Source organism: Microbacterium sp. NPDC089320 (assembly GCF_040684875.1).
In the GTDB taxonomy this organism is placed as follows: domain Bacteria; phylum Actinomycetota; class Actinomycetes; order Actinomycetales; family Microbacteriaceae; genus Microbacterium.
Genome location: NZ_JBFBGY010000003.1, coordinates 540,304 through 565,556, shown reverse-complemented (window position 1 = coordinate 565,556; position 25,253 = coordinate 540,304). Strand labels below are relative to the sequence as shown.

At 68.1% G+C, this 25,253-nt stretch carries 25 protein-coding genes; 19 read left to right on the top strand and 6 right to left on the bottom strand.

Annotated elements, in window-relative coordinates; genetic code table 11:
• The first annotated feature begins 2 nt into the window (after positions 1–2).
• From AB0N61_RS11290 to AB0N61_RS11255, 8 genes are all read left to right on the top strand, one after another.
• Positions 3–1,289, top strand: a complete 1,287-nt coding sequence (locus tag AB0N61_RS11290; RefSeq protein WP_363364064.1) for an extracellular solute-binding protein — start codon at positions 3–5, stop codon at positions 1,287–1,289.
• 1 nt (position 1,290) lies between these two features.
• On the top strand, positions 1,291–2,220 hold the full coding sequence (locus tag AB0N61_RS11285) for a sugar ABC transporter permease (RefSeq protein WP_363364062.1): 930 nt from the start codon (positions 1,291–1,293) through the stop codon (positions 2,218–2,220).
• On the top strand, positions 2,220–3,146 hold the full coding sequence (locus AB0N61_RS11280) for a carbohydrate ABC transporter permease (RefSeq protein ID WP_363364061.1): 927 nt from the start codon (positions 2,220–2,222) through the stop codon (positions 3,144–3,146). Before AB0N61_RS11285 ends, AB0N61_RS11280 begins: the two co-directional genes overlap by 1 nt.
• Positions 3,147–3,255: 109 nt before the next feature.
• On the top strand, positions 3,256–4,296 hold the full coding sequence (locus tag AB0N61_RS11275) for an aldo/keto reductase (RefSeq protein WP_363364059.1): 1,041 nt from the start codon (positions 3,256–3,258) through the stop codon (positions 4,294–4,296).
• 99 nt (positions 4,297–4,395) lie between these two features.
• A complete protein-coding gene (locus AB0N61_RS11270) occupies positions 4,396–5,052 on the top strand; it encodes a GntR family transcriptional regulator (RefSeq protein ID WP_363364057.1) in 657 nt (218 codons plus the stop codon).
• A 38-nt stretch (positions 5,053–5,090) separates the two neighbouring features.
• Positions 5,091–6,065: an NAD-dependent epimerase/dehydratase family protein gene (locus AB0N61_RS11265; protein ID WP_363364055.1), complete on the top strand. Its 975-nt coding sequence runs from the start codon at positions 5,091–5,093 to the stop codon at positions 6,063–6,065.
• 62 nt (positions 6,066–6,127) lie between these two features.
• Positions 6,128–6,601 carry a hypothetical protein gene (locus AB0N61_RS11260; protein WP_363364053.1) on the top strand — a complete coding sequence of 158 codons (474 nt, stop codon included), beginning with the start codon at positions 6,128–6,130 and terminating at the stop codon, positions 6,599–6,601.
• Positions 6,588–6,737, top strand: a complete 150-nt coding sequence (locus AB0N61_RS11255; protein ID WP_363364052.1) for a hypothetical protein — start codon at positions 6,588–6,590, stop codon at positions 6,735–6,737. Before AB0N61_RS11260 ends, AB0N61_RS11255 begins: the two co-directional genes overlap by 14 nt.
• A 63-nt stretch (positions 6,738–6,800) precedes the next feature.
• Here AB0N61_RS11255 and AB0N61_RS11250 read toward each other — a convergent pair whose 3' ends face one another.
• From AB0N61_RS11250 to AB0N61_RS11240, 3 genes are read right to left on the bottom strand one after another with little or no spacing between them, the layout of a single operon-like run.
• Positions 6,801–7,196 (bottom strand): VOC family protein, encoded by a 396-nt coding sequence (locus AB0N61_RS11250; RefSeq protein WP_167945611.1) that lies wholly within the window; start codon positions 7,194–7,196, stop codon positions 6,801–6,803.
• A gap of 43 nt (positions 7,197–7,239) precedes the next feature.
• Entirely contained in the window at positions 7,240–8,175 is a 936-nt protein-coding gene (locus tag AB0N61_RS11245; protein ID WP_363364050.1) for an NAD(P)-dependent oxidoreductase, read from the bottom strand.
• A gap of 22 nt (positions 8,176–8,197) precedes the next feature.
• Complete coding sequence (locus AB0N61_RS11240; protein ID WP_363364048.1) at positions 8,198–9,181, bottom strand: LacI family DNA-binding transcriptional regulator; 984 nt, start codon at positions 9,179–9,181, stop codon at positions 8,198–8,200.
• A gap of 99 nt (positions 9,182–9,280) precedes the next feature.
• On the opposite strand from AB0N61_RS11240, the gene AB0N61_RS11235 reads away from it, so the two are divergent.
• From AB0N61_RS11235 to AB0N61_RS11225, 3 genes are read left to right on the top strand one after another with little or no spacing between them, the layout of a single operon-like run.
• Positions 9,281–10,411 (top strand): Gfo/Idh/MocA family oxidoreductase, encoded by a 1,131-nt coding sequence (locus tag AB0N61_RS11235; RefSeq protein WP_363364047.1) that lies wholly within the window; start codon positions 9,281–9,283, stop codon positions 10,409–10,411.
• Complete coding sequence (locus AB0N61_RS11230; RefSeq protein WP_363364045.1) at positions 10,408–11,139, top strand: cupin domain-containing protein; 732 nt, start codon at positions 10,408–10,410, stop codon at positions 11,137–11,139. The genes AB0N61_RS11235 and AB0N61_RS11230 overlap by 4 nt, the downstream gene beginning before the upstream one ends.
• On the top strand, positions 11,136–12,197 hold the full coding sequence (locus tag AB0N61_RS11225; RefSeq protein ID WP_363364043.1) for a Gfo/Idh/MocA family oxidoreductase: 1,062 nt from the start codon (positions 11,136–11,138) through the stop codon (positions 12,195–12,197). The genes AB0N61_RS11230 and AB0N61_RS11225 overlap by 4 nt, the downstream gene beginning before the upstream one ends.
• Before the next feature lie 130 nt (positions 12,198–12,327).
• Here AB0N61_RS11225 and xylB read toward each other — a convergent pair whose 3' ends face one another.
• Both xylB and xylA read right to left on the bottom strand, forming a co-directional pair.
• Positions 12,328–13,614, bottom strand: a complete 1,287-nt coding sequence (xylB, locus tag AB0N61_RS11220; RefSeq protein ID WP_363364041.1) for a xylulokinase — start codon at positions 13,612–13,614, stop codon at positions 12,328–12,330.
• Positions 13,615–13,619: 5 nt separating this feature from the next.
• Positions 13,620–14,807: a xylose isomerase gene (xylA, locus tag AB0N61_RS11215; RefSeq protein WP_363364039.1), complete on the bottom strand. Its 1,188-nt coding sequence runs from the start codon at positions 14,805–14,807 to the stop codon at positions 13,620–13,622.
• An 86-nt stretch (positions 14,808–14,893) separates the two neighbouring features.
• Between xylA and AB0N61_RS11210 the strand changes: the two genes are divergently transcribed.
• The 4 genes from AB0N61_RS11210 to AB0N61_RS11195 all read left to right on the top strand — a co-directional run bounded on the left by AB0N61_RS11210 (position 14,894) and on the right by AB0N61_RS11195 (position 18,621).
• Positions 14,894–16,063: an ROK family transcriptional regulator gene (locus AB0N61_RS11210; protein WP_363364038.1), complete on the top strand. Its 1,170-nt coding sequence runs from the start codon at positions 14,894–14,896 to the stop codon at positions 16,061–16,063.
• Between the two features lie 88 nt (positions 16,064–16,151).
• A complete protein-coding gene (locus tag AB0N61_RS11205) occupies positions 16,152–17,015 on the top strand; it encodes an AraC family transcriptional regulator (protein WP_363364035.1) in 864 nt (287 codons plus the stop codon).
• Between the two features lie 108 nt (positions 17,016–17,123).
• Positions 17,124–17,756, top strand: coding sequence for a GyrI-like domain-containing protein (locus tag AB0N61_RS11200; protein ID WP_363364033.1), 633 nt, complete (start codon positions 17,124–17,126; stop codon positions 17,754–17,756).
• A gap of 67 nt (positions 17,757–17,823) precedes the next feature.
• Positions 17,824–18,621 carry a DUF1206 domain-containing protein gene (locus AB0N61_RS11195; protein ID WP_363364032.1) on the top strand — a complete coding sequence of 266 codons (798 nt, stop codon included), beginning with the start codon at positions 17,824–17,826 and terminating at the stop codon, positions 18,619–18,621.
• A gap of 3 nt (positions 18,622–18,624) precedes the next feature.
• Here the strand turns inward: AB0N61_RS11195 and AB0N61_RS11190 are convergent, their stop codons facing one another.
• Positions 18,625–19,278: a LysE family translocator gene (locus AB0N61_RS11190; protein ID WP_363364030.1), complete on the bottom strand. Its 654-nt coding sequence runs from the start codon at positions 19,276–19,278 to the stop codon at positions 18,625–18,627.
• A 208-nt stretch (positions 19,279–19,486) separates the two neighbouring features.
• Between AB0N61_RS11190 and AB0N61_RS11185 the strand changes: the two genes are divergently transcribed.
• From AB0N61_RS11185 to AB0N61_RS11170, 4 genes are all read left to right on the top strand, one after another.
• A complete protein-coding gene (locus AB0N61_RS11185; RefSeq protein ID WP_363364029.1) occupies positions 19,487–22,009 on the top strand; it encodes a prealbumin-like fold domain-containing protein in 2,523 nt (840 codons plus the stop codon).
• A gap of 67 nt (positions 22,010–22,076) precedes the next feature.
• The gene (locus tag AB0N61_RS11180; protein ID WP_363364027.1) at positions 22,077–23,558 is read left to right on the top strand and encodes a SpaH/EbpB family LPXTG-anchored major pilin; all 1,482 of its coding nucleotides are present in this window, start codon (positions 22,077–22,079) and stop codon (positions 23,556–23,558) included.
• A 98-nt stretch (positions 23,559–23,656) separates the two neighbouring features.
• The gene (locus AB0N61_RS11175; protein WP_363364026.1) at positions 23,657–24,619 is read left to right on the top strand and encodes a class C sortase; all 963 of its coding nucleotides are present in this window, start codon (positions 23,657–23,659) and stop codon (positions 24,617–24,619) included.
• The gene (locus tag AB0N61_RS11170) at positions 24,616–25,209 is read left to right on the top strand and encodes a hypothetical protein (RefSeq protein WP_363364024.1); all 594 of its coding nucleotides are present in this window, start codon (positions 24,616–24,618) and stop codon (positions 25,207–25,209) included. The genes AB0N61_RS11175 and AB0N61_RS11170 overlap by 4 nt, the downstream gene beginning before the upstream one ends.
• Positions 25,210–25,253 lie beyond the last annotated feature (44 nt).

Below are 25,253 nucleotides of genomic sequence, written 5' to 3'. Positions count from 1 at the left end.
ACATGAAGATCATCCATCCGCTCCGAGGGGTCGCCGCGGCTGTAGCCGTGGTCGCTCTCGCCGGAGCCCTGGGAGGGTGCGCGTCGAGCGCCGACTCCGAGGTCACGACCCTGGACTTCTTCCAGTTCAAGGGCGAAGCGCTCGAGGACTTCGACGAGATCATCGCCGAGTTCGAGGCGGAGAACCCCGACATCAGGGTGGTGCAGAACCAGGTCGCCGACTCGGAGACGTTGATCCGCACGCTGCTCGTCAAGGACCGCACCCCTGACGTGATCACCCTCAACGGCAACGGGAACTTCGGCGATCTCGCCGAGGCCGGGGTGTTCTACGACTTCTCGGACGAGCCGGTGCTCGACACGATCAATCCCGGCGTGCAGGAGATCCTCGCGCAGCTCGGCAACGCCGACGGCGAGGTGAACAGCCTCGGATACGTCAACAACGCCAACGGCATCATCTACAACCGTGCGATCTTCGAGGAGCAGGGCCTCGAGGTGCCCGAGACCTGGGACGAGCTGATCGCGCTGTGCGACACGCTCGTCGAGCGGGGCATCACTCCGTTCTCGACATCGCTCGCCGAGAACTGGACCGCGATGCCGTCGTGGAACGGCATCGGCGCGTACTACAGCCAGGACGGCTTCTTCGACGAGATGCGCGCCGAGGGGGACTCGGTCGGACCGGATTCGCCCGTGTCGTTCGAGAAGGACTTCCCCGAGGCGATGGAGCGTCAGGCTCAGCTGTTCCAGTACTCGCAGGAGGGCTACCGCGGCGCCTCTTACGACGACAGCACCTCGCTCTTCGCGCAGGGCGGAGCGGCGATGATGCTCCAGGGCATCTGGGCGCTCAGCCCGGTCAAGGCCGTCAATCCCGATATCGACGCCGCGATCTTCCCGTACCCGGTGCCGGAGGACCCGGCCGATCGGATGCTGGTGTCGGGAGTCGACGTCGCCGTCACCATGGCCCGCGACACACCCCACCGCGAAGAGGCCCTGCGCTTCATCGACTTCCTCTTCCAGCCCGAGATCATCGAGCGCTTCGCGGCCTCGCAGACCATGGTCCCGTCTGTGACCGACGCCGAGCTGAGCGACGACCCGGCCCTGCAGTCGATCGCCCCGTACTTCGACGACGGACAGATCACCGGATTCATCGATCACCAGGTGCCCGCTGCGATCCCGCTCGTCGGCGTCGTGCAGCAGTTCCTCTACGACGAAGACGCGGATGCCGCGCTCCGCACCCTCGACAACGAGTGGCGCAAGGTCGCCGCCCGCACGATCACCCCCGAGGAGGACTGAGATGGCCATTCTCACGACATCCACCGTGAAGACGGAACAGGCGGCGGGTGACTCGGCGCCGTCGCGTCAGCGGAGGAAGCTCGCGCCCCGCGCGTTCTACTGGTTCGTGTGGCCGGCGGTCATCGCGTTCGCGCTGTTCCACACCCTGCCGGTCATCATCGGCATCTTCTTCAGCTTCACGAACTACGCCGGATACGGCACGTGGGACTTCGTGGGCATCGCGAACTACGTCAACATCTTCCGCGACGATCGGGTGCTCAGGGCCTACGGCTTCTCGTTCTTGTTCGCGATCGTGGCCACGGTGATCACCAACGCGATCTCGCTGGCGATCGCGATGGGCCTGAACGCGAAGATCAAGGCACGCAACTTCTGGCGCGGTGTCTACTTCGTGCCGTACATCCTCGCGGTGCTGGTGGTCGGCTACGTCTTCCAGTTCCTGTTCTCGAACTCGCTGCCCAAGATCCTCTCCGGCATCCCGCTGTTCCGAGACAACATCCTCACCAGCCCCGAGTGGGCGTGGACGGCCGTCGTGGCTCTGGCGGTCTGGCAGGCCTGCGCGTTCTCGATCATCATCTATCTCGCGGGTCTCCAGACCATCCCGGCAGACATCTACGAGGCGGCCTCGATCGACGGAGCCACCGCCGCCCGGCAGTTCCGCTCCATCACCTTCCCCCTCATCAGCGCCTTCTTCACGATCAACGTCGTGCTGAGCCTGAAGGGATTCCTGCAGGTGTTCGACCCGATCATCGCCCTCACCAACGGCGGGCCCGGCACGTCGACCGAATCGGTGACGATGCTCATCTTCCGCGGCGGTTTCTCGGGTGGCGAGTTCGCCTACCAGACAGCCAACGCCGTGATCTTCTTCATCGTGATCACGATCGTCTCGCTCCTCCAATTCCGGGTCCTTCAGCGCAGAGAGGCCGACTTCTGATGTCCAGTTCCGTCACCACACCGATCGAAGAGGCGCCGGCCACCCGCGCGCTCGTCGTCCCCCGCAAGCGTCGTCTCGGCGCACGCGCGAGCGGAGACGACTCCGACACCCGACGCACCAACTGGTGGGCCACCGCACTCATCGCCGTGTGCTCGCTCACGGTGATCGTCCCGCTCTATCTCGCTGTCGCCGTCGCACTGAAGACGCCCGACCAGCTCGCATCCGGAACCGGGTTCGAGCTCCCCTGGCCGATCAACTGGGGCAACTTCGCCGTCGCGTGGGAACGCACCGACTTCCCGCAGGCGCTGCTCAACACGGCGATCATCACGGTGGGGTCGGTCGTCTTCACTCTGCTGACGAGCTCGCTCGTGGCCTACGCCCTCGCACGCAACCTGCACCGGCCGTTCTTCAAGGGCGTGTTCTACTACCTCCTGGCGGCACTCTTCATCCCGTTCCCGATCATCATGCTGCCGCTCGTCAAGCAGACAGCGCTCCTGGGGCTCGACACCCCGGCCGGCATGATCATCCTCTATACGATCTACGGGCTGAGCCTCAACATCTTCATCTACACGGCCTTCATCCGTTCGATCCCGATCGAACTCGAGGAGGCGGCGCGGATGGACGGGGCCTCGACCTTCCGCGTGTTCCGGCAGATCATCTTTCCGCTGCTGATGCCGATGAACGCGACGGTCGGCATCCTGACCTGCGTGTGGGCCTGGAACGACTTCATCATGCCGCTCGTGGTGCTGACGTCGCCCTCCGACCGCACGCTGTCACTCGCGCAGTACGTGTTTCAGGGGCAGTACAACACCGACTACACGGTGGCATTCGCGTCGTACCTGATGGCGATGGCGCCGCTGCTCATCGTGTACATCTTCTCGCAGCGCTGGGTCATCTCCGGGGTGATGCGAGGCTCGATCAAGTAGTCGGCACCCCCACGAAGCGAGCCCGGACCTGCGCACCGGTCCGGGCTCGTCTCGCCGTGAGGAAGCGCTATCCTGAAGCCCTTCCCCCTCGCCTCCAGGAGCGTCTCCCATGCCCATCGCCGCCGATGACCCCCGCCTGACGCACGCCTATGAGGCTGCGACCACTCGCTACACCGACGTGCCGTTCCAGCGCGCAGGCTCGAGCGGGGTCCAGCTGCCGAAGGTATCGCTCGGACTCTGGCAGAACTTCGGTCGCGATCGCACCTTCGACGGTCAGCGCGAGATCGTGCTGCACGCGTTCGACCGCGGCGTCGTGCACATCGACCTCGCCAACAACTACGGCCCGCCCTACGGCTCCGCCGAGTCGACCTTCGGTGCGGTGCTCGACAGCGGACTCGCCCGCTACCGGGACGAGCTGTTCGTCACGACCAAGGCGGGCTACGACATGTGGCCGGGACCGTTCGGCGACGGCGGATCGCGCAAGTACCTCGTGCGCTCGCTGGAGCAGAGCCTCACGCGCATGAACACCGACTACGTCGACGTGTTCTATTCGCACCGGCCCGACCCCGAGACCCCGCTGGAGGAGACCGTCACCGCGCTCGCCGACATCGTGCGCAGCGGCAAGGCGCTGTATGTCGGAATCTCGAACTATCCGGCAGCGCTCGCCCGCCGGGCCTACGAACTCCTCGCCGAGCAGGGGGTGACGCTGCTGCTGCACCAGCCGCGGTACTCGCTGTTCGACCGCACTCCCGAGGCCGAGCTGTTTCCGGCGCTGCGTGAGCTGGAGGTCGGCAGCGCCGTGTTCTCGCCGCTCGCTCAGGGGCTGCTCACCGGCAAGTACCTCGGCGGTGATGTTCCGGCCGACTCGCGTGCGGCGAACAGCCACTTCCTGAACGGGTCCGCGCTCACCGACGGCTACCTCCAGCGCATCCGCGGCATCGATCGCGTCGCCAAGGACGCCGGTCTGTCGATCCCGCAGCTCGCCGTCGCCTGGGTGCTGCGCGACTCCGTGGTGACGACCGCGATCATCGGCGCATCGCGCACGAGCCAGATCGACGACGCCGTGGCAGCCAGCCAGGTCGAACTCTCGGGCGACATCGTCACCGCGCTCGAGGAGTTCGCTGCTGCACCCGGTGCCAGCGTCGTCTGACCTTTTCCCGGGCGACGCGTAATATTCCGGCCGGCCTTGAGTCTGTCTAGTGGAACCCCCGTCTCAGGGGGGCGTACACAACGGACCTGGGGAGCGACAATGACCATAGTCTTCACGGAGTCACGGGCGCGCCAGTGGATCCATCATGGTTCCGTGCCGCTGCCCGAACTGGCCTTCCGGCACATCCTCGCGGCGATCCTGCGGGGGGAGTATCGCTCCGGCGACATGCTCAACACCATGCGCTTCGCCGAAGAGCTCGACATGTCGCTCAACCCGATCCGCGAGGCGATCATCCGGCTTCGGGACATCGGTCTGGTGGAGGTCGTTCCTGCCCGGTACACCAGGGTCGCGGACCTCACGACCCCCGACTCGCGTGCAGCCATCCGCTACGCCGGCGTGCTCGCGGGTACAGGGCTCCGCTCGTCGCTTCCCACGGCCGCAGACGGCGTCCGCGCGGATCTGGCGGCGTATGCCGAGGAGATCGGCGGCGCCGTTTCGGCAGTCCACCGCGACGCCGCGGCCATCGCGTTCCTCACCGCTGTCGCCGACGTCATGCACCATCCGCGACAGTCGACGCACCTCGTGGAGGCCACCATCCTCGCGCAGTGCGCGCTGCAGTTCTCCGAGAGCCCGTCCGGAGGCGACGCGACACCGGTGCTGAGCGCCACGGCCGAAGCCGTCGCCCATGCGCTGCGGGACGGAGCTCCGGATGCCGTCGAAGAGACCGTTCGCGCCCTCTTCGAGCACCTAGCCTAAGCAGACCTCACGTCTGGCCCGTCGCTAGAGTCGGATGCATGACTGCGACGACGGTGTTGTTCATCGGTGGAACCGGAATCATCTCCTCCGCGGCGAGTGCGCTCGCGGCGTCCCGGGGGATGGAGGTCACGCTGCTGAATCGCGGGCAGTCGCAGCGCGAGCCGGCCGAGGGCGTCGAGGTGCTCACGGCCGATGTGTCGGATGCGGCAGCGGTCGATGCCGCCCTCGCCGGGCGTGAGTTCGATGTCGTCGCCGACATGATCGCATTCACACCGGATCAGGTGCAGCGAGACATCGACCGTTTCGAGGGTCGGACGGGACAGTACGTCTTCATCAGCTCGGCTTCCGCCTACCAGAAGCCGATCTCTCGTCTTCCGATCACCGAGTCCACACCGCTGCGCAATCCGTTCTGGCAGTACTCGCGCGACAAGATCGCCTGCGAAGACCTGTTGACCGCCGCCTACCGCGATCGCGGGTTTCCGGTCACGGTGCTGCGGCCTTCGCACACCTACGACAGATGGACCATTCCGGCGTTCGGGGGGTGGACGGCGATCGACCGCATCCGCCGCGGCGAGGAGATCATCGTGCACGGCGACGGCACGTCGCTGTGGACGCTCACGCACTCGAGCGACTTCGCCGTCGGCTTCGCTGGGCTGCTCGGCAATCCGCTCGCCTACGGCGACACCTTCCAGATCACCAGCGACTTCGTGTACACGTGGAACGAGATCTACTCGATCCTCGGGAGGGCGGCGGGAGCCGAACCGAGGATCCGCTACGCCACGAGTGCGGCGATCGAGGATGCCGTGCCCGACCGCGCCGGCCAGCTCACCGGCGACATGGCGCACTCCGTCGTCTTCGACAACACGAAGATCCGCCGTGTCGTGCCCGACTTCAACCCGCTCGTGCCGCTGCACACCGCGGCTCGCGAGATCATCGACTGGCATGATGCGCACCCCGAGCTGCAGCGCGTCGACCCCGCCGTGAACGCGCTGTTCGACTCGCTTCTCGCCTGACCGCGCCGCGACTGCTCACGGCGAGCACATGTCGTGTCGGACGTCGTCGTTATCGTCTGTCCATGGACATCGCCGAATGGTGGGACAGTGTCGCCGTCTGGTGGAACGGCGACGGCTGGCGGTGGATCAGCGAGTGGATGAAGAGTCCGGGATTCGCCGGTTTCGCAGCCGTTGTCGCCGCGACGCTGGCCTTCGCCGGTGCCCGGCATCAGGCACGACTCAATGCGTGGTGGCAGCGCATCGAGTGGGCCTTGAACCTCTACACCGGATCGAATAGCTCGCAGCGCGAGCGGATCACCGGCTTGGCCGCAATCGCGGCGCTGCAGCAGAGCCGGCTGGCCAGGAGGGGAAAGCAAGAGTTCGTGAGGCAGATCGTCGACGCGAATACGCTGGATCTCTTCGGCGATGGTGCTGACGACGACGACCTGCGCACGATCAGTGCAGGGGAGAACACGATTTCAGAGCCTGGAGATGCTTCCCGGAATGGGTCATACTCGGATCAGGAAGAGAAGGAGGCGACCTGTGACGAAAAGTGAGTTCGAAGCGAAAGCGGGACGACCGGTTCCCTCCGAGGCCGAGCGGCAGCTCGCCGCCACGATCCGTGTGCGAGCAGACAGGCGCCTCAAGGCCGAGACGCCCGACTGGATCCGTAAGCTCGCGCGAGCGTCCTGACACAACCCAGGGAAGAGCCTCGTCCCGACTCGCTCGAACCGGGCGAGCCCCTGATTCCACCGATCAGACCGCGGCGAGCACAGCGAGGACGTTGCCGGCGGGATCCTTGAACCAGGCGATGTCGGGGCCCCGATCGGGGCCGCCTCGCAGGATGCCCTTCTCGTCGGTGGCGAACTCCGAGTCGTCATAGATCTTCGTCACGACTCCGCGCTCGTTGAGCTCATCGACGGCGGCTTCGACGTCGTCCACCGGGAAGTTCAGGATCGTGAAGCTCGCGGGCTCGTGGTTCGGCTTGCCGTACACGAGGATCGATCCGCCGTCGGGCAGGCTGATGTCGAGGAACCCCATGGCATTGGTGGTGACATCCATGCCGAGGGTGTCGCCGTAGAACGAGCGGGCGGCGTCGATGTCGTCGACGCTGAATCCGCTGAAAGCGTGTGCTGTCTGGAAAGCGGTCATGCCCTCAGCATGCGCCGCGCTCGCCGACGTGTCCAGACCCTACCTACGGGCGCACCTGGTTGATGAGATCGTCGCCCGCGAGAAGGCGGGTGATGTTCTCGTCGACGAGGCGAGCCGCCCCGACCGGCCTGTTGCCCGCCACGTGCGGCGTGATGAGCAGGCCGGGTGCGTCCCACAGCGGGTCGGATGCCGGAAGCGGTTCGGACTTCGCGACATCGATCGCCGCGGCGCGGAGCTGCCCCGACGCGAGCGCCGCGATCAGGGCAGTCTCGTCGACGGTCGCGCCACGACCTACGTTCACGAAGACGGCACCCGTCTTGAGTGCACCGAAGCGGTCCGCGTCGAACAGGTCGGCGGTGTCGTCGGTGGCGGGCAGGATCGACACGAGCACGTCGGTCTCGGCGAGCACGGCGGCCGCATCGGCATCCGCGTGCACCCGGTATCCCGACCGCTCTCCGGCGGTGCGTGCGATGCCCTGCACCTCCGCCCCGAGCGCCGTGAGGTAGGGCGCGAGCGTCGAGGCGATGGATCCGAATCCCCAGATGGTGACGCGCGCGCCGGCGAGCGTGTACTGCGCACGCGTGGCCGCGGCACTCTGCTCCTGGTTGAAGGGCCCGTCCCAGAGGTGCTCGCGCTGCGCGTCGCGCAGCCGGTCGAGGCGCCGGACGGCGCTCAGGATCAGCGCCAGCGCGTGCTCGGCGACGGGGCCGTCGTGCAGCGAACGGCCGGAGCAGATGCGCACGTCGTCGGCGAAGCCCGCGTTCAGCACCGCATCGGCCCCCGCGGCGAGAGCCTGCACGAGGCGCAGTCGGGGCAGCGCGCGAGCTGCCTCCTGAAGCCACGACGAGGAGTTGTGCCAGACGACGAGCGCCTCGGCGTCTCGGTGCTCGTCGGGAATCTCCGCGTCGATGTCGTAGACGACGGCATCGACGTCTGCGGTCACGGGCAGCTCGATGGTGTTCGGGATCAGGATCTTCATGTGCGCCTCCGGGTCTCGGTTGTCAGTGCGGGGATTCGGTCGACTCGCGCCAGATGACGGTGAGGAGTCCATCGGGTCGGGCCGGGGGTTCGCCACGGCGGACGGCCGCGATGAGCCGATGCATCGAGTAGGCCCCCAGTCTCTCGCGGTCCTGCGACACGCTCGTCAGCGAGGGCACCAGGAAGGCGCTCTGGGGGTGGTCGTCCCACCCGGTGACGGCGACCTCATTGGGCAGTCTCCATCCGCGTCGTGTCGCCGCCCGGATCGCTCCCGTGGCGATGACGTCGTTCGCCGCGATGACCGCGAGCGGCGGTGCATCGGCGGGCAGCGCGTCGATGGCGGCCTCGCCGGCGCTGCCGCTCCACTCGTCGCCGAACACGCCGAGCGACTCGAGTCCGAGACGCGCGATCGTGTCGAGGTAGGCGGTGCGGCGGGCGCGGGCCGAGGGGAAGTCGTCGGGACCGGCGAGGTGTACGAACCGCCGGTGGCCCTGCGCCGCGAGGCGTTCGATCATCTCGGCGATCGGCCGCGAGTCGGTGAACGCCCCGGTCATGTGCATCGCATCGTCGAACTCGCCGACCGAGAGCACCACGGGCCCGTCGACGGAGGCCTCGGTGGCGGGGAGCGGGGTGAACGCGAGCACGCCCTCGTACTGCCCCGACTCGATCAGCTCGGCAAGACGATCGTCTCGCGCGGTCGCCTCGTCGGGCAGGCTCACCACCTCGACGACGTATCCGACCTCACGAGCAGCGGAGATCGCGCCGGAGAGCAGGGTGAGCGGGTTCAGCGTGGCGATCGGCACCACGACCGCGAGACGGCCGGTGCGCTGGGTGCGCATGGACCGGGCGGCCAGGTTCGGCCGATAGTTCAACTCGGATGCCGCGCGCAGCACCCGCTCGCGAGTGGCCTCCGATATTCCGGGTCTCCCCGTGAAGACGAACGAGACGGTGGATTGCGAGACCCCGGCGAGGTGGGCGACGTCGTGGCTGGTCGGTCGTCTCTCCACGGCGTCCTCCTTTCCGGGCTTGACGTGGCGGGTGCGTGTCTCGATAGTATCTACTACGTCTTAGTAATACGTAGTAACACCTCATCGGGGAGGCAGCGCATGCTCAGGGTCGGCATCATCGGCACCGGCGGGATCGCCGACGCGCACATCAGCGGCTACCTCGCGTTCGCGGGCGAGTGCGAGATCGCCGCGCTCGCCGACGTGATCCCCGGACGTGCCGCGCAGAAGGTCGAGGCGTTCGGGCTGGCCGGGGCTGCGACGTTCGATGATCCGCTCGCGCTGATCGCCTCGGGGCTCGTCGACCTGGTGAGCATCGCGACCCCGCCGTCGACGCACGCATCGCTCGCGATCGCCGCGCTGGATGCCGGCATCCACGTGCTGGTCGAGAAGCCGATGGCTCCGTCTCTCGAGGAGTGCGACGCGATGCTCGCCGCCCAGGAGCGTTCGGGACGCGTGCTGTCCGTGGTCGCGCAGAACCGCTTCCGAGACGATCTCGCCACGCTCAAGGAGGTCGTCGACTCGGGGCTGCTCGGGTCGATCTCGCACGTCCGCGTCGACTCGGCGTGGTGGCGCGGGCTGCCCTACTACGACCTCTGGTGGCGCGGCACCTGGGAGAAGGAGGGCGGCGGCTGCACGCTGAACCACGCCATCCACCACATCGACCTGCTGCTGTGGCTGCTCGGGCGTCCGACCGAGATCACCGCCATGCTCGCCAACGCGCAGCACGACAACGCTGAGGTCGAGGATCTCTCGGTCGCGGTGTTCCGGTATGACCGTGGACTCGTTGAGCTGACCAGCTCCGTCGTCCACCACGGAGAGGAGCAGGCGATCGTGATCCAGGGGGCGCATGCGCGGGTCTCGCAGCCGTTCTCCGTCGTCGCCGAGCGGTCTCGAGGCGACGGGTTTCCCGCTGACGGCGGAGATCCCGATGTCGTTTCACACATCGAGGAACTCGTCGCCGGACGCGCGCCGCTCGCCCACCTCGGGCACGAGGGGCAGATCGGCGACCTGCTCGGCGCGATCCGCGACGGCAAGGCACCGATCGCGGGTGGCCACGATGGCCGCGATGCCGTGGAGGTGGTGACCGCGATCTACGAGTCCGGCTTCGAGCGCCGGTTCGTGTCGCTCCCGATCTCGGCGACCGACCCCTACTACCGCGCGGGACAGCTGGTCGCGCACGCCCCGCACTTCTTCGAGAAGACCGCGTCGCTCGTGGAGGCGGCGTCGTGACCGCATCCTCGTTCCCCGGCGGCACGACGCTGTCGCACCTCGACGTCTACACGGATGCCGCGCCAGACGGCATCTGCGGTGGGAGTCCGCACCTGCACCTCGTCTCGACCGAGGCCTATGTGGTGGTCTCGGGGTCAGGAACGCTGCAGACGATCAGCGCCGACGGGTTCGGCGAGACGCCGCTCGAACCCGGCTCCGTCGTGTGGTTCACTCCCGGCACCATCCACCGCGCCGTGAACCGCGGCGATCTGCGGGTGGTCGTGCTGATGAGCAACGCCGGGCTCCCCGAGGCCGGTGACGCGGTGATGACCTTCCCCGCCGAGGTCGTGGGCGACCCCGACGCCTACGCTGCGGCGGCGTCTCTCGGTGACGACGCACCCGACCGCGCCAATCGAGCGGCTCGTCGGCGCGATCTCGCCGTGAGGGGTTTCGAGGCGCTGCGCGACGCCCTCGCCGACGGAGATCACGGTGCCCTCCACGCGTTCCATGCCGCTGCCGGTGCGCTTGTGCGCGGGCGCGCCGAGGCCTGGGGCGATCTCGTGCGCCAGGGTCCGCTGGCACGGGCCGAGCGCTCGCTGGCGCTCGCCGATGCCGTCGCGTCCGGGTCGGTCGCGCACCTGGCGGACGGTCGCGTCCACGAAGCCGTACCCTCGGTGGGAGACCGAGGATTCGGCATGTGCGGCCGCCTGCGCACCTATGACGTGAACGACGAGGAGACCCGCCGATGACCCGCACGTACACCTTCGATCCGCTGCCCGAACCCGTCGTCGCGCCCGGCGAGTTCGTGTTCGCCGCGGTGGGGCTGGCTCACGGTCACATCTTCGGCATGGTCGAGCAGCTGATCGAGGCGGGCGGGACTCTGTCGCTCGTCTTCGATGACGATCCGGCGATGCTCGCCGACTTCGTCGATCGCTTCCCGCAGGCGCGGGCGGCCGCGAGCGAGCAGGAGGTGCTCGACGATCCGGAGGTGCGACTCGTCGCCAGCGCATCGATCGCGAACCTGCGGGCTCCGCTCGGCGTGCGCGTGCTCGAGGCCGGCAAGGACTTCTTCGCAGACAAGCCCGCGATCACGACGATGCACGACCTCGCGGCCGCCCGAGACGCCGTCGAGCGCACCGGACGCAAGTTCGCCGTGTACTACGGCGAGCGCGTGCACTCCGAGGCGGCGATCCTCGCCGGCCAGCTGATCGATCAGGGCGCGATCGGCACCGTGTTGCAGGTCGCGTCCTTCGGCCCGCATCGCATCGGCACCGGTCGGCCCGAGTGGTTCTACGACCCCGAGCAGTACGGCGGCATCATCTGCGACATCGGAAGTCACAACTTCGAGCAGATGCTCCATTACACCGGCGCGAGCACCGGCGAGATCGTAAGCTCGACCGTCGCGAACTACGCGCACCCCGACACCCCGGGCCTGCAGGACTTCGGAGACGCCCACGTGGTGCTCGACAACGGCACCACGGGTTACGTCCGCGTGGATTGGTTCACTCCCGCGGGGCTCGATGTCTTCGGTGACGGCCGCACCGTGCTGCTCGGCACCGACGGATACATCGAGCTGCGCAAGTACACCGACATCACGACCGACAACGGCGGGGGACAGGTGCTGCTGGTGAATCAGGACGGGCAGTTCCGCTTCGATGCGACGGGCAGGACGGGTTTCCCCTTCTTCGGTCAGCTGATCCGCGACTGCCTCGACCGCACCGAGCACGCGATGACGCAGGAGCACGCCTTCGCCGCGGCCGAACTGAGCATCATCGCCCAGCGGGACGCTCGGGTGCTCGCCCGCTGACGGCATCCGGCATCCGGCATCGGTTCGGGAGGAGAGCTGCGCGTGGGGAGGACGGATTCCGGGAATCCGTCCTCCTGAGGCGTAGATCTCCTCCCGAAGGGGTGAGCCGCACGCGCGACAGACGGCTGCCTCAGTCGACCAGCTGGGCGGCCTGGCGCGCGGCACCGAGCGCGACGTACTCGCCGGGCTCGGGCACCTCGACCGGCAGGCCGAGGATCTCCGGCGCAACCCGGCGCACGGCCTCCGACTGCGCGCCGCCGCCGATCAGCAGCGCGCGTTCGAGCGGGATGCCGAGATCGCGCAGGGCGTCGAGTCCGGCGCCGAGCCCACGGAGCATCCCCTCCACCGCGGCGCGAGCGAGATTCTCCCTGGTGGTCGACGCGAGCGTCATCCCCGAGAGGGATGCTGTGGCATCCGGCAGATTCGGCGTGCGCTCGCCCTCGAAGTAGGGGAGCAGCGTGAGGCCGCCCGCGCCCGGCGCCGCCTGCAGCGCGAGATCGCTGAACTCGCCGTGCGTGACTCCGAGCAGAGCCGCCGTGACATCGACCACTCGAGCCGCATTGAGAGTGGCGACAAGCGGGAGGAAGTTTCCCGTCGCATCGGCGAACCCGGCCACGGTCCCCGTCTGGTCGCTCAGGGGAGCGGTGCTGATGGCGCAGACCGTTCCCGAGGTGCCGATCGACACGACCACATCACCCGGCGCCGCGCCGAGTCCGAGCGCGGCGGCGGCGTTGTCTCCTGCTCCCGCGCCGACGCGCCGGCCCTCGGCATCCGTCACCCCCTCGTCGTGCGCGAGCACGCGGGGCAGGATCGCGTTGTGACCCAGTGCTGCCACGAGCAGCTCACGGTCGTAGTCACCGGTCGACGGATTCCAGTATCCGGTGCCGGACGCGTCGGACCGGTCGGTGACCAGCTCGTCGAGCACGGGGTTGTCGGGGCCGAACCCGCGCAGGCGCCACGTCAGCCAGTCGTGCGGCAGCGCGACCGCGGCGACCCGGGCGGCGTTCTCGGGCTCGTGATCGCGCAGCCAGCGCAGCTTCGTGATCGTGAAGGAGGCGACGGGCACGAGTCCCGTGCGCCCGGCCAGAGCGGATGCGCCGAACTCGGCGATGAGATCCTGGGCCGCGCCCGCGGAGCGAGTGTCGTTCCACAGCAGCGCGTCGCGGATCACCGCCCCCGACGAGTCGAGCGCGACCAGGCCGTGCTGCTGGCCGCCGATCGACCACGCAGCGATGTCGTCGAGAGACCCCGCCTCCGTGATCGCGGCGTTCAGCGCCTGCCACCAGGCCTCGGGGTCGACCGACGTCCCCTCCGGGTGCGCCGCCCGACCCGAGCGCACGACTGCTCCGGTCGACGTGTCCACGACGACGACCTTGCACGACTGGGTCGATGAGTCGACCCCGACGACCAGCGGCATGACGGTCAGCGAGCCCCGAGCAGGTGCTCGGTCGCGAGCTGCTGCAGCCGCACGAATCCGAATCCCTTCCCGCCGAAGTACGAGTTCGCGTCGAAGTCCTCGTAGGCCGAGCGGTCGGCGAGGAAGTCGTCGTAGCTCTCTCCGGGGTTGAGGGTCGGCGTCGAGAGCTCGTCGACGCGGGCCGCGGCGAGCGCTTCCTGCACCTCGGGGTCGGCGCGGAACGCGGCCGCCCGCTCCTTGAGCAGCAGGTAGGTGCGCATGTTCGCCGCAGCCGACTCCCACACGCCCTTCTCGTCTTCCGTGCGGCTCGGCTTGTAGTCGAAGTGGCGGGGACCGTCGTAGGCGGGCACGCCTCCGGGGCCGCCGTTCTCGAGCAGGTCGACGAGCGAGAACGCGTTGTGCAGATCGCCGTGTCCGAAGACGAGGTCCTGGTCGTACTTGATGCCGCGCTGGCCGTTGAGGTCGATGTGGAAGAGCTTGCCGTGGAACAGCGCCTGCGCGATGCCCGCGGTGAAGTTGAGTCCCGCCATCTGCTCGTGGCCCACTTCGGGGTTCACGCCGACGAGCTCGGGCCGCTCGAGCGAGTCGATGAACGCGATCGCGTGTCCCAGCGTCGGCAGCAGGATGTCGCCGCGGGGCTCGTTGGGCTTCGGCTCGATCGCGAAGCGGATGTCGTAGCCCTTGTCGGTGACGTAGTCGCCGAGCAGGTTGACGGCTTCACGGTAGCGCTCGAGCGCCTGACGGATGTCCTTCGCGGAGTCGTACTCGGCGCCCTCGCGGCCACCCCACATGACGAAGGTCTTGGCTCCGAGCTCTGCGCCGAGGTCGAGCTGACGGAACACCTTGCGAAGGGCGTAGCGGCGCACGTCGCGGTCGTTCGAGGTGAAGCCGCCGTCCTTGAAGACCGGCGCGCTGAAGAGGTTGGTGGTGACCATCGGCACGACGAGACCCGTGTCGGAGAGCGCGCCCTTCAGCCGGTCGATCTGCGCCTGGCGCTCGGCATCCGTCGAGCCGAAGGCGAACAGGTCGTCGTCGTGGAAGGTGAGGCCGTAGGCGCCGAGCTCGGCGAGCTTCTCGACGGCGTGCACCACGTCGAGCGCCGGGCGGGTGGGGCCGCCGAACGGGTCAGCGCCGTTGTAGCCGACGGTCCACAGGCCGAAGGAGAACTTGTCGTCACGGGTGGGGGTGGTCATGGCTGCTCCTGTGCAGGTCATCGAATAAGTTGTGCTTGACAACATATAGCACGACACAAGGCTCGTCCACCCCCTACAGTGAAGGGATGCCGACGCAGCCGAGCCCCGCGCTGGGCACTCGCCCGCACAACCTGGCCCTCCTCCTGAGACTCGTGCACGAGAACGGTGGGCAGTCCAGAGCAGCGCTGACCGAGCAGACAGGGCTCAACCGCTCGACGATCGCCGACCTCGTCGCCGAGCTCGTCCGGCGCGGTCTCGTCGACGAGCGGGTTCCCGACGTCCCGGGGCGCGTGGGTCGGCCCTCGCCCGTCGTGACGGCGTCGTCCCGTGTCGTCGCCATCGCGGTGAACCCTGAGGTCGACGCGATCGAGATCGCCGCGATCGGCCTGGACCGCAGCATCATCCTGCGCGAGCGTCTGCCGAACGAGACCGTTCCGACGCCCGACGCCGTGGCCGCGACGATCGCCGAGCGCATCTCGGCATGGCGTGAGGACGCGCTCGTCACTGCGCGGATCGCGGGTATCGGTGTCGCGGTCCCCGGGCTCGTGCGGACGTCCGACGGCGTCGTGCGCAATGCGCCTCACCTCGGCTGGACCGACGTGCCGCTCGCCGATCTCGTCGGTGCGGCGACGGGGTCTGCGGCCGTCGTCGACAACGACGCCACACTCGGAGCCATCGCCGAGCACCGCTACGGCGCGGGTCGGGGAATCGACGACGTGGTCTATCTGAACGGAGGCGCGTCCGGCATCGGCGGCGGGCTGATCATCCACGGCAGGCCGGTCGCGGGCGCAGGTGGCTATGCGGGGGAGTTCGGCCAGAACAGGCCGCGGATATCGGCCGACGCCGACCGTCGCACTCCCGACGGCGTTCTCGAGGCCGAGGTGAGCCGCCGACTGCTCCTCGATGCCGTGGGCCTCGACGCCGCCGACGACGAGACGCTCGCCGTCGAGCTCACCGCATCCGATACGGCGGGGGTGTCCGACGAGATCACGCGGCAGGCGCACGTGCTCGCGAGCGCACTCGCCAACGCCGTCAACGTGCTCAATCCCGCTCTCGTGGTGCTGGGTGGATTCCTCGCCACGCTCGCCGAGCTGCGAGCCGAGCAGATCGCGGAGGACGTGCAGGCTCTTGCGATGTCGGAGAGCGCCGAGGCGCTCGAGATCCGTCCCGCCGCGCTCGGTGCCGACAGGCTGCTGATCGGCGCCGCCGAGCTGGCGTTCGCCGACCTGCTCGCCGATCCTGGCGAGCGCAGCTGACCGGGCGGGGCCGCTGATCGGATCCGACGCGGAAAGTCGGGTCTCGGGTCACCCTCGGACCGCACGATGGTGAGGAAAAGGAGGACCCATGATCGGAACGCTCAACGCACTGGTCGATCTCATCGAGGCAGACACGGGAGACGAGATCGACATCGCCGGGTTCGCCCGTGTGCACGGCACGACGGAGTACCACCTGCGTCGGATGTTCTCGGCCCTGGCGGGGATGCCGCTGTCGGAGTACGTCCGCCGTCGCCGGATGACGCTCGCCGGTGCGGAGCTCGTCGCCGGAGCCCCGAACGTGCTCGACGTCGCGGTGCGACACGGATACGGCTCGATCGAGGCTTTCGGTCGGGCGTTCCGCGCCGTGCACGGGATCAGTCCGGTCGATGCGCGCCGAGACGGGGGTCCTCTTCGCACACAACCCACGCTCCGGTTCCGCCTGAGCGTCGAAGGGAGCATCCAGATGAACGTCACCATCATCACCACCCCCGAGCTCGTGCTCGTCGGCCATGCGGCACGAGTGCCGCTCATCCATGAGGGCGCGAACCCCCACATCCAGGCGCACATCGCCTCGATCGCGCCCGAGGAGCACGCGAGGCTCAAGGCTCTGGGCGATGCGCAGCCAGAGGGGATGCTGGCCATCACGGCCGACATCGCTCAGGATGCGCCGGAGGGCACCGAGCTCACCTACCTGCACGGAGTCTCCGTGCAACCGGCCACCCCGGTGCCTCACGATCTCGATGTCATCAGGGTCGAGGAGGGCGCCTGGGCGGTCTTCGCGGCCACCGGGCCTTTCCCGGCGACTCTGCAGACGCTGTGGGCGGCGACGGCGACGGAGTGGTTCCCGTCGAACCCGTGGCGGCTGCGGCCCGCTCCCTCGATCGTCCGATACCTCGAGTTCACCGGGACGCATGCGTCGTGCGAGCTGTGGCTCGCGGTCGAGCCCGCCTGAGTGCGACAGGGTGGTCGGTGCGGACCCTGCGCCGACCACCCGATGTCCGGGACTCGTGCGACACTGTGCCGACCGTCGGATGCCGATGCCGGCGTGAGAGGACGTGTGATGGCACTCGACCCGAAGAAGACCCTCGACGCCTACCGGGCGAAGCGCGCGGAGTTCCGCATCCTCGATGTTCCCCCGATGCGATATCTGATGGTCGACGGCGCGGGCGATCCGAACACGGCCCAGGCATACCAGGATGCCGTGACTGCACTCTTCCCGGTCGCCTACACGCTCAAGTTCGCGAGCAGGGAGCAACTGGGCATCGACACGGTCGTCATGCCGTTGGAGGGGCTCTGGCACGCACCGGACATGGAGTCCTTCACGTCGCGACGCGACAAGTCGGCATGGTTGTGGACGCTGATGATCATGGTTCCCGACCACGTCACGCCCACCATGTTCGCGAGCGCGGTCGACGCGGTCGAGGCGAAGCAGACGAAGAGGAAGCCGGCCTCTCCGGCGCTGCACTCCGTGCGCCTCGAGACCCTCGACGAAGGGCTCTGCGTGCAGACGCTCCACATCGGCTCCTACGACGACGAGGGACCGGTGCTCGACGAGCTGCATCATCGGTTCATCCCCGAGAACGGCCTGTCGATGACGGGCCTGCACCATGAGGTCTACCTCAGCGACGTCCGACGCGTCGAACCGTCGAAGCTCCGGACGATCCTTCGTCAACCCGTCGAGCGCACAGCGTGACGAGGGCGTCGCGCCGCGCCCGCGCAACCCCCTCGGCCGTCTTCGTGCCGGAGGATATCCTGCTCGGATGACCACAGCGAAGGACGCCGCGCGCACGGCGCAGCGATCCGATGCGTTCCGGAGGGTGGCGCGGGCCGGGTTCGTCGTCGTGGGCCTCGTGCACATCATCATCGGGGCGATCGCCGTCTCGATCGCCACAGGCGGCGGAGGGGATGCCGATCAGGACGGCGCGATGGAGCAGATCCGTTCGACGCCTGTCGGCGGGCTGGTCCTCGGGATGGTCGCGGTGGCGCTGATCGCGCTCGCCGTGTGGCAGATCGCCAGCGGTCTCCTCGCCGGCGGCAAAGAGCCCCGCAAGTGGGGGATGAGGGTGAAACTGATCGGCATCGCGGGCGCGTATCTCGTGATCGCCGGCCTGGCTCTGATCTTCGCCTTCGGAGGGCACGCCGAGTCCGAGACGACGCTGCGCACCCTCAGCGCGGTGATCCTGGGCGCGCCGGGCGGAATCGTGGTGCTCGTCATCCTCGGCCTCACGGTGGCAGGTGTCGGCATCGGGTTCATCGTCATCGGTTTCACCAGAGGCTTCGAGAAGACGATGGACGTCCCCGACGGACCCTCGCGCCCCGCGATCATCGCCCTCGGCGTCGCCGGCTACATCGCCAAGGGAATCGCGATCGCGGTGACCGGCGTGCTCTTCGTGGTGGCGGCGTGGACGCAGGATCCCGAGAAGGCCGCAGGCCTCGACGCGGCGCTGCGCAGTCTCGTCGACCTGCCGCTGGGGCGAGCGATCCTCTGGCTCGTCGGTGTGGGACTCGCTGTCTACGGCGTCTTCTCGATGGTCCGCGCACGCTTCGCGCGGATGTGAGCCTCAGACTCCGGCGTTCGCCGGCTTGTCGCTCCACAGCAGCAGGAACGCGCCGAGCCCGATCATGAGCACGCCGCCGGAGGCGCTCATCGCCTCGATACGGCGCGGGGAACGCCCGAACCACTCACGCGCCGCGCTCGCGAGCAGCACCCACACCGCATCGCACGCGACTCCGATCGCCACGACGATCGTCCCGAGCACGAAGAGCTGCATCGGCACCGATCCCGCATGCAGGTCGACGAACTGAGGAAGGATCGCCAGGAAGAACGCGATCGACTTGGGGTTGGTGACCCCCACCACGAACCCCTCTCCGAGCAGACGCACGCCTGATCGTCTGACCACCGGCCCGGTCGCCGTGGCGACGGCATCCTTGCGATGGCGGATCGCCTGAATGCCGAGGAACACCAGATAGCCGGCTCCGAGAACCTTCACGATCGTGAACAGCACGAGCGACTGGGCGACGACGGTGCCGACGCCCAGGGCGACGCCGACGACGAGCACGATCGAGCCGAGCGCCGTGCCCAGGATGCTGAGGAATCCGCCCAATCGCCCCAGAGCCATCGCCCGGCCGATCGTGAACAGCACCGTCGGTCCGGGGATCACGACCATGACGAACGCCGCGACGACGAAGGTCGTCAGGGTCTCGGCGCTGAACATGGTGCGAGCTTAGGGCAGGCGGAGAGACCACTCGAAAAGTTTTTTCCCGGGCCCGTCATGAAAGACCTGCTTCGTGGTCTGGGTATGTGACAGGAGCTCCTGCTTCCTGTCTCGCACTGGGGACACACACGACTTTCGGGGAACAGGCATCGCCTCTCTCGTCTCGCCGGCTACGGCGATGCGACGGCGTGCCGGGATTGGGACATTCATGAGCATTCGCTCGCACCACCGCACGGCGGAGCGGTCATCACGATCCGCAGTCGCGCCTCGTCGACGGGCGATGACGCGGCTGCTCGGCGTGCTCGCCATCGCCGGCGTGCTCGTCGCCGGAGCGACACTCGCCCCCAACAGCGGGATCACCGCCGCGGCGACGGTGCCGGGCACTCCCGGGACCCCGCAGCCGGGCACACCCGTCTACACCGAGGACTTCTCGAACCAGAGCGCCACACTCGCCGCGATCCCCCTCACCACGTACGTCGGGGGCGCGGCAGCAGCGAACAGCACATACACCGCGGACCTCCAGTGGACTCCCGCAGGGCAGCAATGCAACGGCTGGATCCTCAACTTCTCGACGCCGATCCCCGCGACCGACACCGGCTGCCTGCGAAACCAGCCGGACGGCTGGCAGCAGATCCGCGACATGGCTGTGGCTCTGGGTGTCGAGCAGGGGATGACGCCGGCTCAGGCGCTGACCAACCAGGTGCTGTCCGAGTACACCAACGCGTCGAACGGTGTGATCGCCGCGGGAACGGAGTTCCGCACGACGCGGACGATCCCGGCTGTCGCCGGCCACTACTACGCGGTGTCAGCGTGGTTCGCCGCCGCCAGCTGCCCGGCCGCGGGTGGGGCGAATCAGCCGAAGGAGACCTTCTCACTGATCGTGAACGGCTCCCCCATCGTGCTGAGCACCGGTCTAAACCCCTGCCAGAACAACACGGACTGGATCCCCCAGGTCAAGAAGCTGCAGTCGGCTGCCTATCAGGTGCCGGTCGGGACCACGGCGAACCTGGGACTGTCGCTCTACAACGCGACCGCCAGCGGCGTGGGCAACGATGCGGCCTTCGACCTGCCGCAGATCGTCGATGTGACCCCGCAGCTCGACAAGGCATTCAGCCCGACCGTGATCACCAACGGCTCGACCTCGAAGATGACGCTGACGGTCACCAACACGACCGACCTCATGGCCAAGAGCGACTGGACGATCACCGACGCACTTCCGACGAACCTCAAGATCGCGGCGGCGCCGAACATCGGGGGCACCTGCACGCAGCGCACCGGCGCGGCATACGTGGTCACGGCGCCCGCGGGCGGAACGTCGGTGTCGGTCACCGGTGGCGACCTCGCTCTCGGTCAGGCGTCGTGCACCATCACCGTCGATGTCACCTCGACGGTCAACGGCACCTACATCAACGGGCCCGCGAACATCACGACGAACCTGAACCCGCCGGCCAACGCGTCGCTCGAGGTCATCCAGCCGTCGATCGACATCGTCAAGAGCATCACCGCCGTGAACGGCGCCGCAGTCACGAGCGACACGGACCCCGACAAGGTGTACTCGAAGGTCGGCGACGTCATCACCTACAGCTTCGTGGCGACCAACACGACGCCCAAGGCGCCGACCAACACGACGCTGAACACGAGCCTCACGAACGTCCGCATCACCGAGGACGCCTTCTCGGGAGTGGGGGACATGACGACCCTGTCGTGCACCCCGTCCCAGGGGTCCACGCTCGCCAGCGGGGCGACGATGACGTGCTCGGCCACCTACGTGGTGCAGCAGGGGGACCTCGACGACGCCCCGCTGACGAACGTCGCACGGGCCACCGGAACGCCGACGGCCGGACCGAACGTCACCGACACCGATGACGAGAGCATTCCGGCCAGCTGGAAGCCAGCACTCGTGCTCGACAAGACGGCCTCGGTCGTCGACGTCGACCAGGACGGTGTGACGGGGCTCGGTGACCACATCATGTACGCGTTCGACGTCACCAACACCGGCAACGTCACCGTCGCGAACGTCACCGTGGTCGACGACCGTCTGACGCAGCGCGACATCACCGTCACCTGCACACCGACGACGATCGCGCCGACCCAGATCTCGCACTGTGTCGCGAATGCGCCGTACGTCATCGGTCAGGCCGATGTCGATGCGAAGAAGGTCATCAACACCGCCTACTCCACGGGCGCCGATCCCGATGGCGGCCCGGTGCGCTCGAACAACGACAGCACCGAGACCCCCGTCGAGCCGTTCCGGATCCCGCTGCAGATCGAGAAGGTCGGCGAGTCCGCCGCGAACGCCTGGGTGCGCATGGACGGATCTGCCTTCGCGGTCCTCGCCGACGCGAACGGCGAGCCCGGCACGGCCCTGCCTCTTGCGATCAACGGCGTCGAGACCGGTCTGTTCCAGATCGACAGCATCCCGGCCGGCACGTACTGGCTGAGCGAGCTGACGGCGCCTGACGGCTTCAGCCTGCTCGCGGCTCCGGTGAAGTTCGTCATCAACCCCGACCGCACCGTGAGCGTCGCGGCGGGCGGCGGCGAGGCCGTCACCGCCGCCGGACAGATCATCACGGTGCGCGATGTCCCCGCGATGTCTCTTCCGACCACCGGGGGGACGGGCCCACTGCCCTACATCCTCGCCGGTTCCCTGACCGTGCTCGGCGCGAGCGGGATGGCCCTCTGGGTCCGTCGCCGCAACGGTCGCGCCGATGTCGAAGACCCGCAGATCTGATCTGCGCTCCCGAAGAACCACCACCTGTAACCCACCAGGGCGACCTGGCCACCTAGAGAGAGACACAGTGAACACTCCCAACAACGGACGCGGATCCCGCGTCGCGGCAGGTCTGCTCGTCGCAGGCGTCGCCGCGCTGACCCTCGCGGCGCCTGCAAGCGCGGCGACGCCCAACCTCGTCGACCCGGACGCCGTCGGTTCGCTCACGATCCACAAGTTCGAGGCGCCGGAGACGCCCACCGGCCTGCCGAACGACGGCACCGAGCAGAACGTCGCGCTGACGCCGCTGCCCGGCGTGGGCTTCACGGTCTACAAGGTCGACGCGATCGACCTCACCAGCAACGAGGGCTGGGTGGACGCGAACGAGCTCGCCGACCTGAGCCCCGACAGCGTGGCTGACATCACGGCTGCCGGATACACGGCCAGCGCCGTCGGCGGGCAGACGCTGACCGACGCGAACGGCGAGATCGCTCTGGCGAACCTCGACCTCGGCCTGTACTTCGTGGTCGAGACCGCGCCGCTGGCCGGCTCGACCGGTGTGGCTCCGTTCCTCGTGACGGTCCCGCTGACCGATCCTGCCGACGACAGCACCTGGCTCTACGACGTGCACGTCTACCCGAAGAACGCCCTCACCGAGGCGACCAAGACCGTCGAGGACTCGGCCGACATCAAGCTCGGCGACGAGATCGACTTCACGATCACGGGAGACATCCCCAACGTCGCCACGATCGACGGCTACAAGATCGTCGACACGCTCGACGCCAAGCTCGACTACGTGAGCGCCGCTGTGACGCTCGTCGACGGAACCCCGCTCGCGGCCGGTGACTACACGGTCGTGCACGACGCCGCGACCAACGCGGTCACGGTCGAGTTCACCGCCGCCGGTCGCGCAGTGCTCGCGGCGCACCCCGCGACGGAGGTCCAGGTCGTCATCACCGCCGAGGTCAACGCGGTCGGCGAGATCGCCAACACGGCAGTGCTCTACCCGAACGCCGGTTCGTACACCGTCGCACCCGGGCAGCCCGGCGGACCGACCGTCACCCCCGAGGTGATCACCAAGTGGGGCGACATCACCGTCGAGAAGACCGACAAGGCCGGCGCACCGCTCACCGGTGCGGTGTTCTCGGTGTACCCGACTCAGCAGGACGCGATCGACGGCACCAACGCCATCGCTCTGGCCGGCACGACGGAGTTCGCGGTCGCCGCTGACGGTACCGTGACCATCTCGGGTCTGCGCTACTCCGACTGGGCCGACAACGCCGCGGTCGCCGCGGGTGACGAGGGCTACCAGTCGTACTGGCTGGCCGAGATCGTCGCTCCCGACGGTTTCGAGCTGCTTGCCGCGCCGATCGAGTTCACGGTCACCGCCGCCACCTCGGCCGTGGGCGTCGACCTCGAGGTCGTCAACGTTCCCTCGAACGCCGGCTTCACCCTGCCGCTGACCGGTGGCACCGGCACGACCCTGTTCGTCGCAGGCGGCGTCATGCTGCTCGGCGGAGCGGTCCTGCTCGCCATCCGCAGCCGCCGCAAGGCCGCCGCGCAGGCGTAACACGAAGGCCGGCCGTGCGGGGGAGGTGTAGAGATTCCTTCCCCCGCACGGCCCATTCGTTCCCACCTTCTTCGTCACCTCCGATCAGAGAGCGCAGCATGACCCTCATCGACGCGTCCACCCCGGATGCTCCGGCGCGACCCTCCACGCGTGCTGCCGCGCGCAGGGCGCGGTGGGGATGGAGCCAGTCGATCGTGCTGCTCATCGCGACCATCGGCATCGTGGTGCTCGTCTACCCGACAGCCGCCTCGTGGTTCTCCGCCTGGAGTCACGACACCGATGTCGACGGATACGTCCAGTCCGTCGAGCAGATTCCGGACGACGCGGTCGATCAGATGCTCGCCGCCGCCGAGGAGTACAACGAGAACCTGCCGACCGGGCCTCTGCGCGACCCGTATGCGCTCGGTGCAGACGGCCAGCAGACGGCGATCGGCGAGGGCGCGGCCGCCTACTTCGACACACTCAGCACCGAGGGAACGGACACGATGGCCCGGGTCCGCATCCCGAGCATCCACGTCGATCTGCCGGTCTTCCACGGAACCGATGAAGAGACTCTGGCTCGGGGCGTCGGGCACCTCTACGGCTCATCCCTCCCGGTGGGCGGGATGGGGACGCACACCGTGCTCACCGGCCACAACGGCTTCGTGCAGGCCACCCTCTTCGACGACATCGACGAGCTCGTCGCGGGCGACATCATCATCGTGAGCACGATGGGCGAGGACCTCTATTACGAGGTCGACCAGACGAAGACCGTCCTTCCCGACGACGCAGAGGACCTGCGTCAGGTCGCAGGCAAGGACTATCTCACGCTCGTCACCTGCACGCCCACGGGCGTCAACACGCACCGTCTGCTGGTGCGTGCCGAGCGCATCGACGCTCCGACCGAGGATTCCTCCGTGACGACCATCGCAGACACCACGAACCCGGCGGGGTTCCCCTGGTGGGCATTGCTGGTCGTCGGAGTGCCGACCCTCACGTTCATCCTCGTCGCGCCGCGCCGCCCTCGAAAGAACCGCAGTGCTCGGCGAGCGACCCATCTCTCGTCCGAGTCAGAATCATGAGCGTCGACGTCGCAGTGGACCGCGCCGATTCGCACGGCGAAACGACCGGGGGTCCCGACCGGGTTCGTCGGCCTCGACGACGCGTCGGCCTGCTGTTCGCCAGCATCCTGCTCGTCGGATGCGGAGTCGCCTTCCTCGCCGCATCCATACTCGCTCCCGATGCGGTCGACAAGGTGACCGGCGATGCCAAAGTCTCGGTGCTGAAGTCGTTCCACCAGATCTTCTCGCCCGACGAGCTGCCCGTCATCAGGCTCGGGGTCGAGGGCAGCATGGTCGAGCTCGACCGGTGCGACGGCACGTTCACCGAGATGGTGAGCTACCGGATCGACGACGTGCTGCCGCTCTATGCCGCGCACAACAACTGCGGGGGAGATGTGATCCTCGGGTGGGACCTCGGTCAGCGGGTCACCGTCGAGGGCTCCGACATCGTCTACGAGGTCGTGGAGGAGCGCCACACTCCCAAGTGGTCGAACGTCGAGGAACTCGCGGGCATGACCGGGGAGTTCATGGTGCAGACCTGCTTCTACGGCGAGAACAGGATGCGATTCCTCTCGCTCGCACCTGTGGACCCGGCCGCGAGTGCCGGCTGATGTTCTGCGCAGCGAGAATCTCGACGGCGACCCGTCATGTTTTC

Bases quoted from the DNA above. Each gene is read 5' to 3' on its own strand.
- AB0N61_RS11290 (WP_363364064.1), top strand. From the start codon at position 3: ATGAAGATCATCCATCCGCTCCGAGGGGTCGCCGCGGCTGTAGCCGTG.
- AB0N61_RS11285 (WP_363364062.1), top strand. From the start codon at position 1,291: ATGGCCATTCTCACGACATCCACCGTGAAGACGGAACAGGCGGCGGGT.
- AB0N61_RS11280 (WP_363364061.1), top strand. From the start codon at position 2,220: ATGTCCAGTTCCGTCACCACACCGATCGAAGAGGCGCCGGCCACCCGC.
- AB0N61_RS11275 (WP_363364059.1), top strand. From the start codon at position 3,256: ATGCCCATCGCCGCCGATGACCCCCGCCTGACGCACGCCTATGAGGCT.
- AB0N61_RS11270 (WP_363364057.1), top strand. From the start codon at position 4,396: ATGACCATAGTCTTCACGGAGTCACGGGCGCGCCAGTGGATCCATCAT.
- AB0N61_RS11265 (WP_363364055.1), top strand. From the start codon at position 5,091: ATGACTGCGACGACGGTGTTGTTCATCGGTGGAACCGGAATCATCTCC.
- AB0N61_RS11260 (WP_363364053.1), top strand. From the start codon at position 6,128: ATGGACATCGCCGAATGGTGGGACAGTGTCGCCGTCTGGTGGAACGGC.
- AB0N61_RS11250 (WP_167945611.1), bottom strand. From the start codon at position 7,196: ATGACCGCTTTCCAGACAGCACACGCTTTCAGCGGATTCAGCGTCGAC.
- AB0N61_RS11245 (WP_363364050.1), bottom strand. From the start codon at position 8,175: ATGAAGATCCTGATCCCGAACACCATCGAGCTGCCCGTGACCGCAGAC.
- AB0N61_RS11235 (WP_363364047.1), top strand. From the start codon at position 9,281: ATGCTCAGGGTCGGCATCATCGGCACCGGCGGGATCGCCGACGCGCAC.
- AB0N61_RS11225 (WP_363364043.1), top strand. From the start codon at position 11,136: ATGACCCGCACGTACACCTTCGATCCGCTGCCCGAACCCGTCGTCGCG.
- xylB (WP_363364041.1), bottom strand. From the start codon at position 13,614: ATGCCGCTGGTCGTCGGGGTCGACTCATCGACCCAGTCGTGCAAGGTC.
- xylA (WP_363364039.1), bottom strand. From the start codon at position 14,807: ATGACCACCCCCACCCGTGACGACAAGTTCTCCTTCGGCCTGTGGACC.
- AB0N61_RS11210 (WP_363364038.1), top strand. From the start codon at position 14,894: ATGCCGACGCAGCCGAGCCCCGCGCTGGGCACTCGCCCGCACAACCTG.
- AB0N61_RS11205 (WP_363364035.1), top strand. From the start codon at position 16,152: ATGATCGGAACGCTCAACGCACTGGTCGATCTCATCGAGGCAGACACG.
- AB0N61_RS11200 (WP_363364033.1), top strand. From the start codon at position 17,124: ATGGCACTCGACCCGAAGAAGACCCTCGACGCCTACCGGGCGAAGCGC.
- AB0N61_RS11195 (WP_363364032.1), top strand. From the start codon at position 17,824: ATGACCACAGCGAAGGACGCCGCGCGCACGGCGCAGCGATCCGATGCG.
- AB0N61_RS11190 (WP_363364030.1), bottom strand. From the start codon at position 19,278: ATGTTCAGCGCCGAGACCCTGACGACCTTCGTCGTCGCGGCGTTCGTC.
- AB0N61_RS11185 (WP_363364029.1), top strand. From the start codon at position 19,487: ATGAGCATTCGCTCGCACCACCGCACGGCGGAGCGGTCATCACGATCC.
- AB0N61_RS11175 (WP_363364026.1), top strand. From the start codon at position 23,657: ATGACCCTCATCGACGCGTCCACCCCGGATGCTCCGGCGCGACCCTCC.
- AB0N61_RS11170 (WP_363364024.1), top strand. From the start codon at position 24,616: ATGAGCGTCGACGTCGCAGTGGACCGCGCCGATTCGCACGGCGAAACG.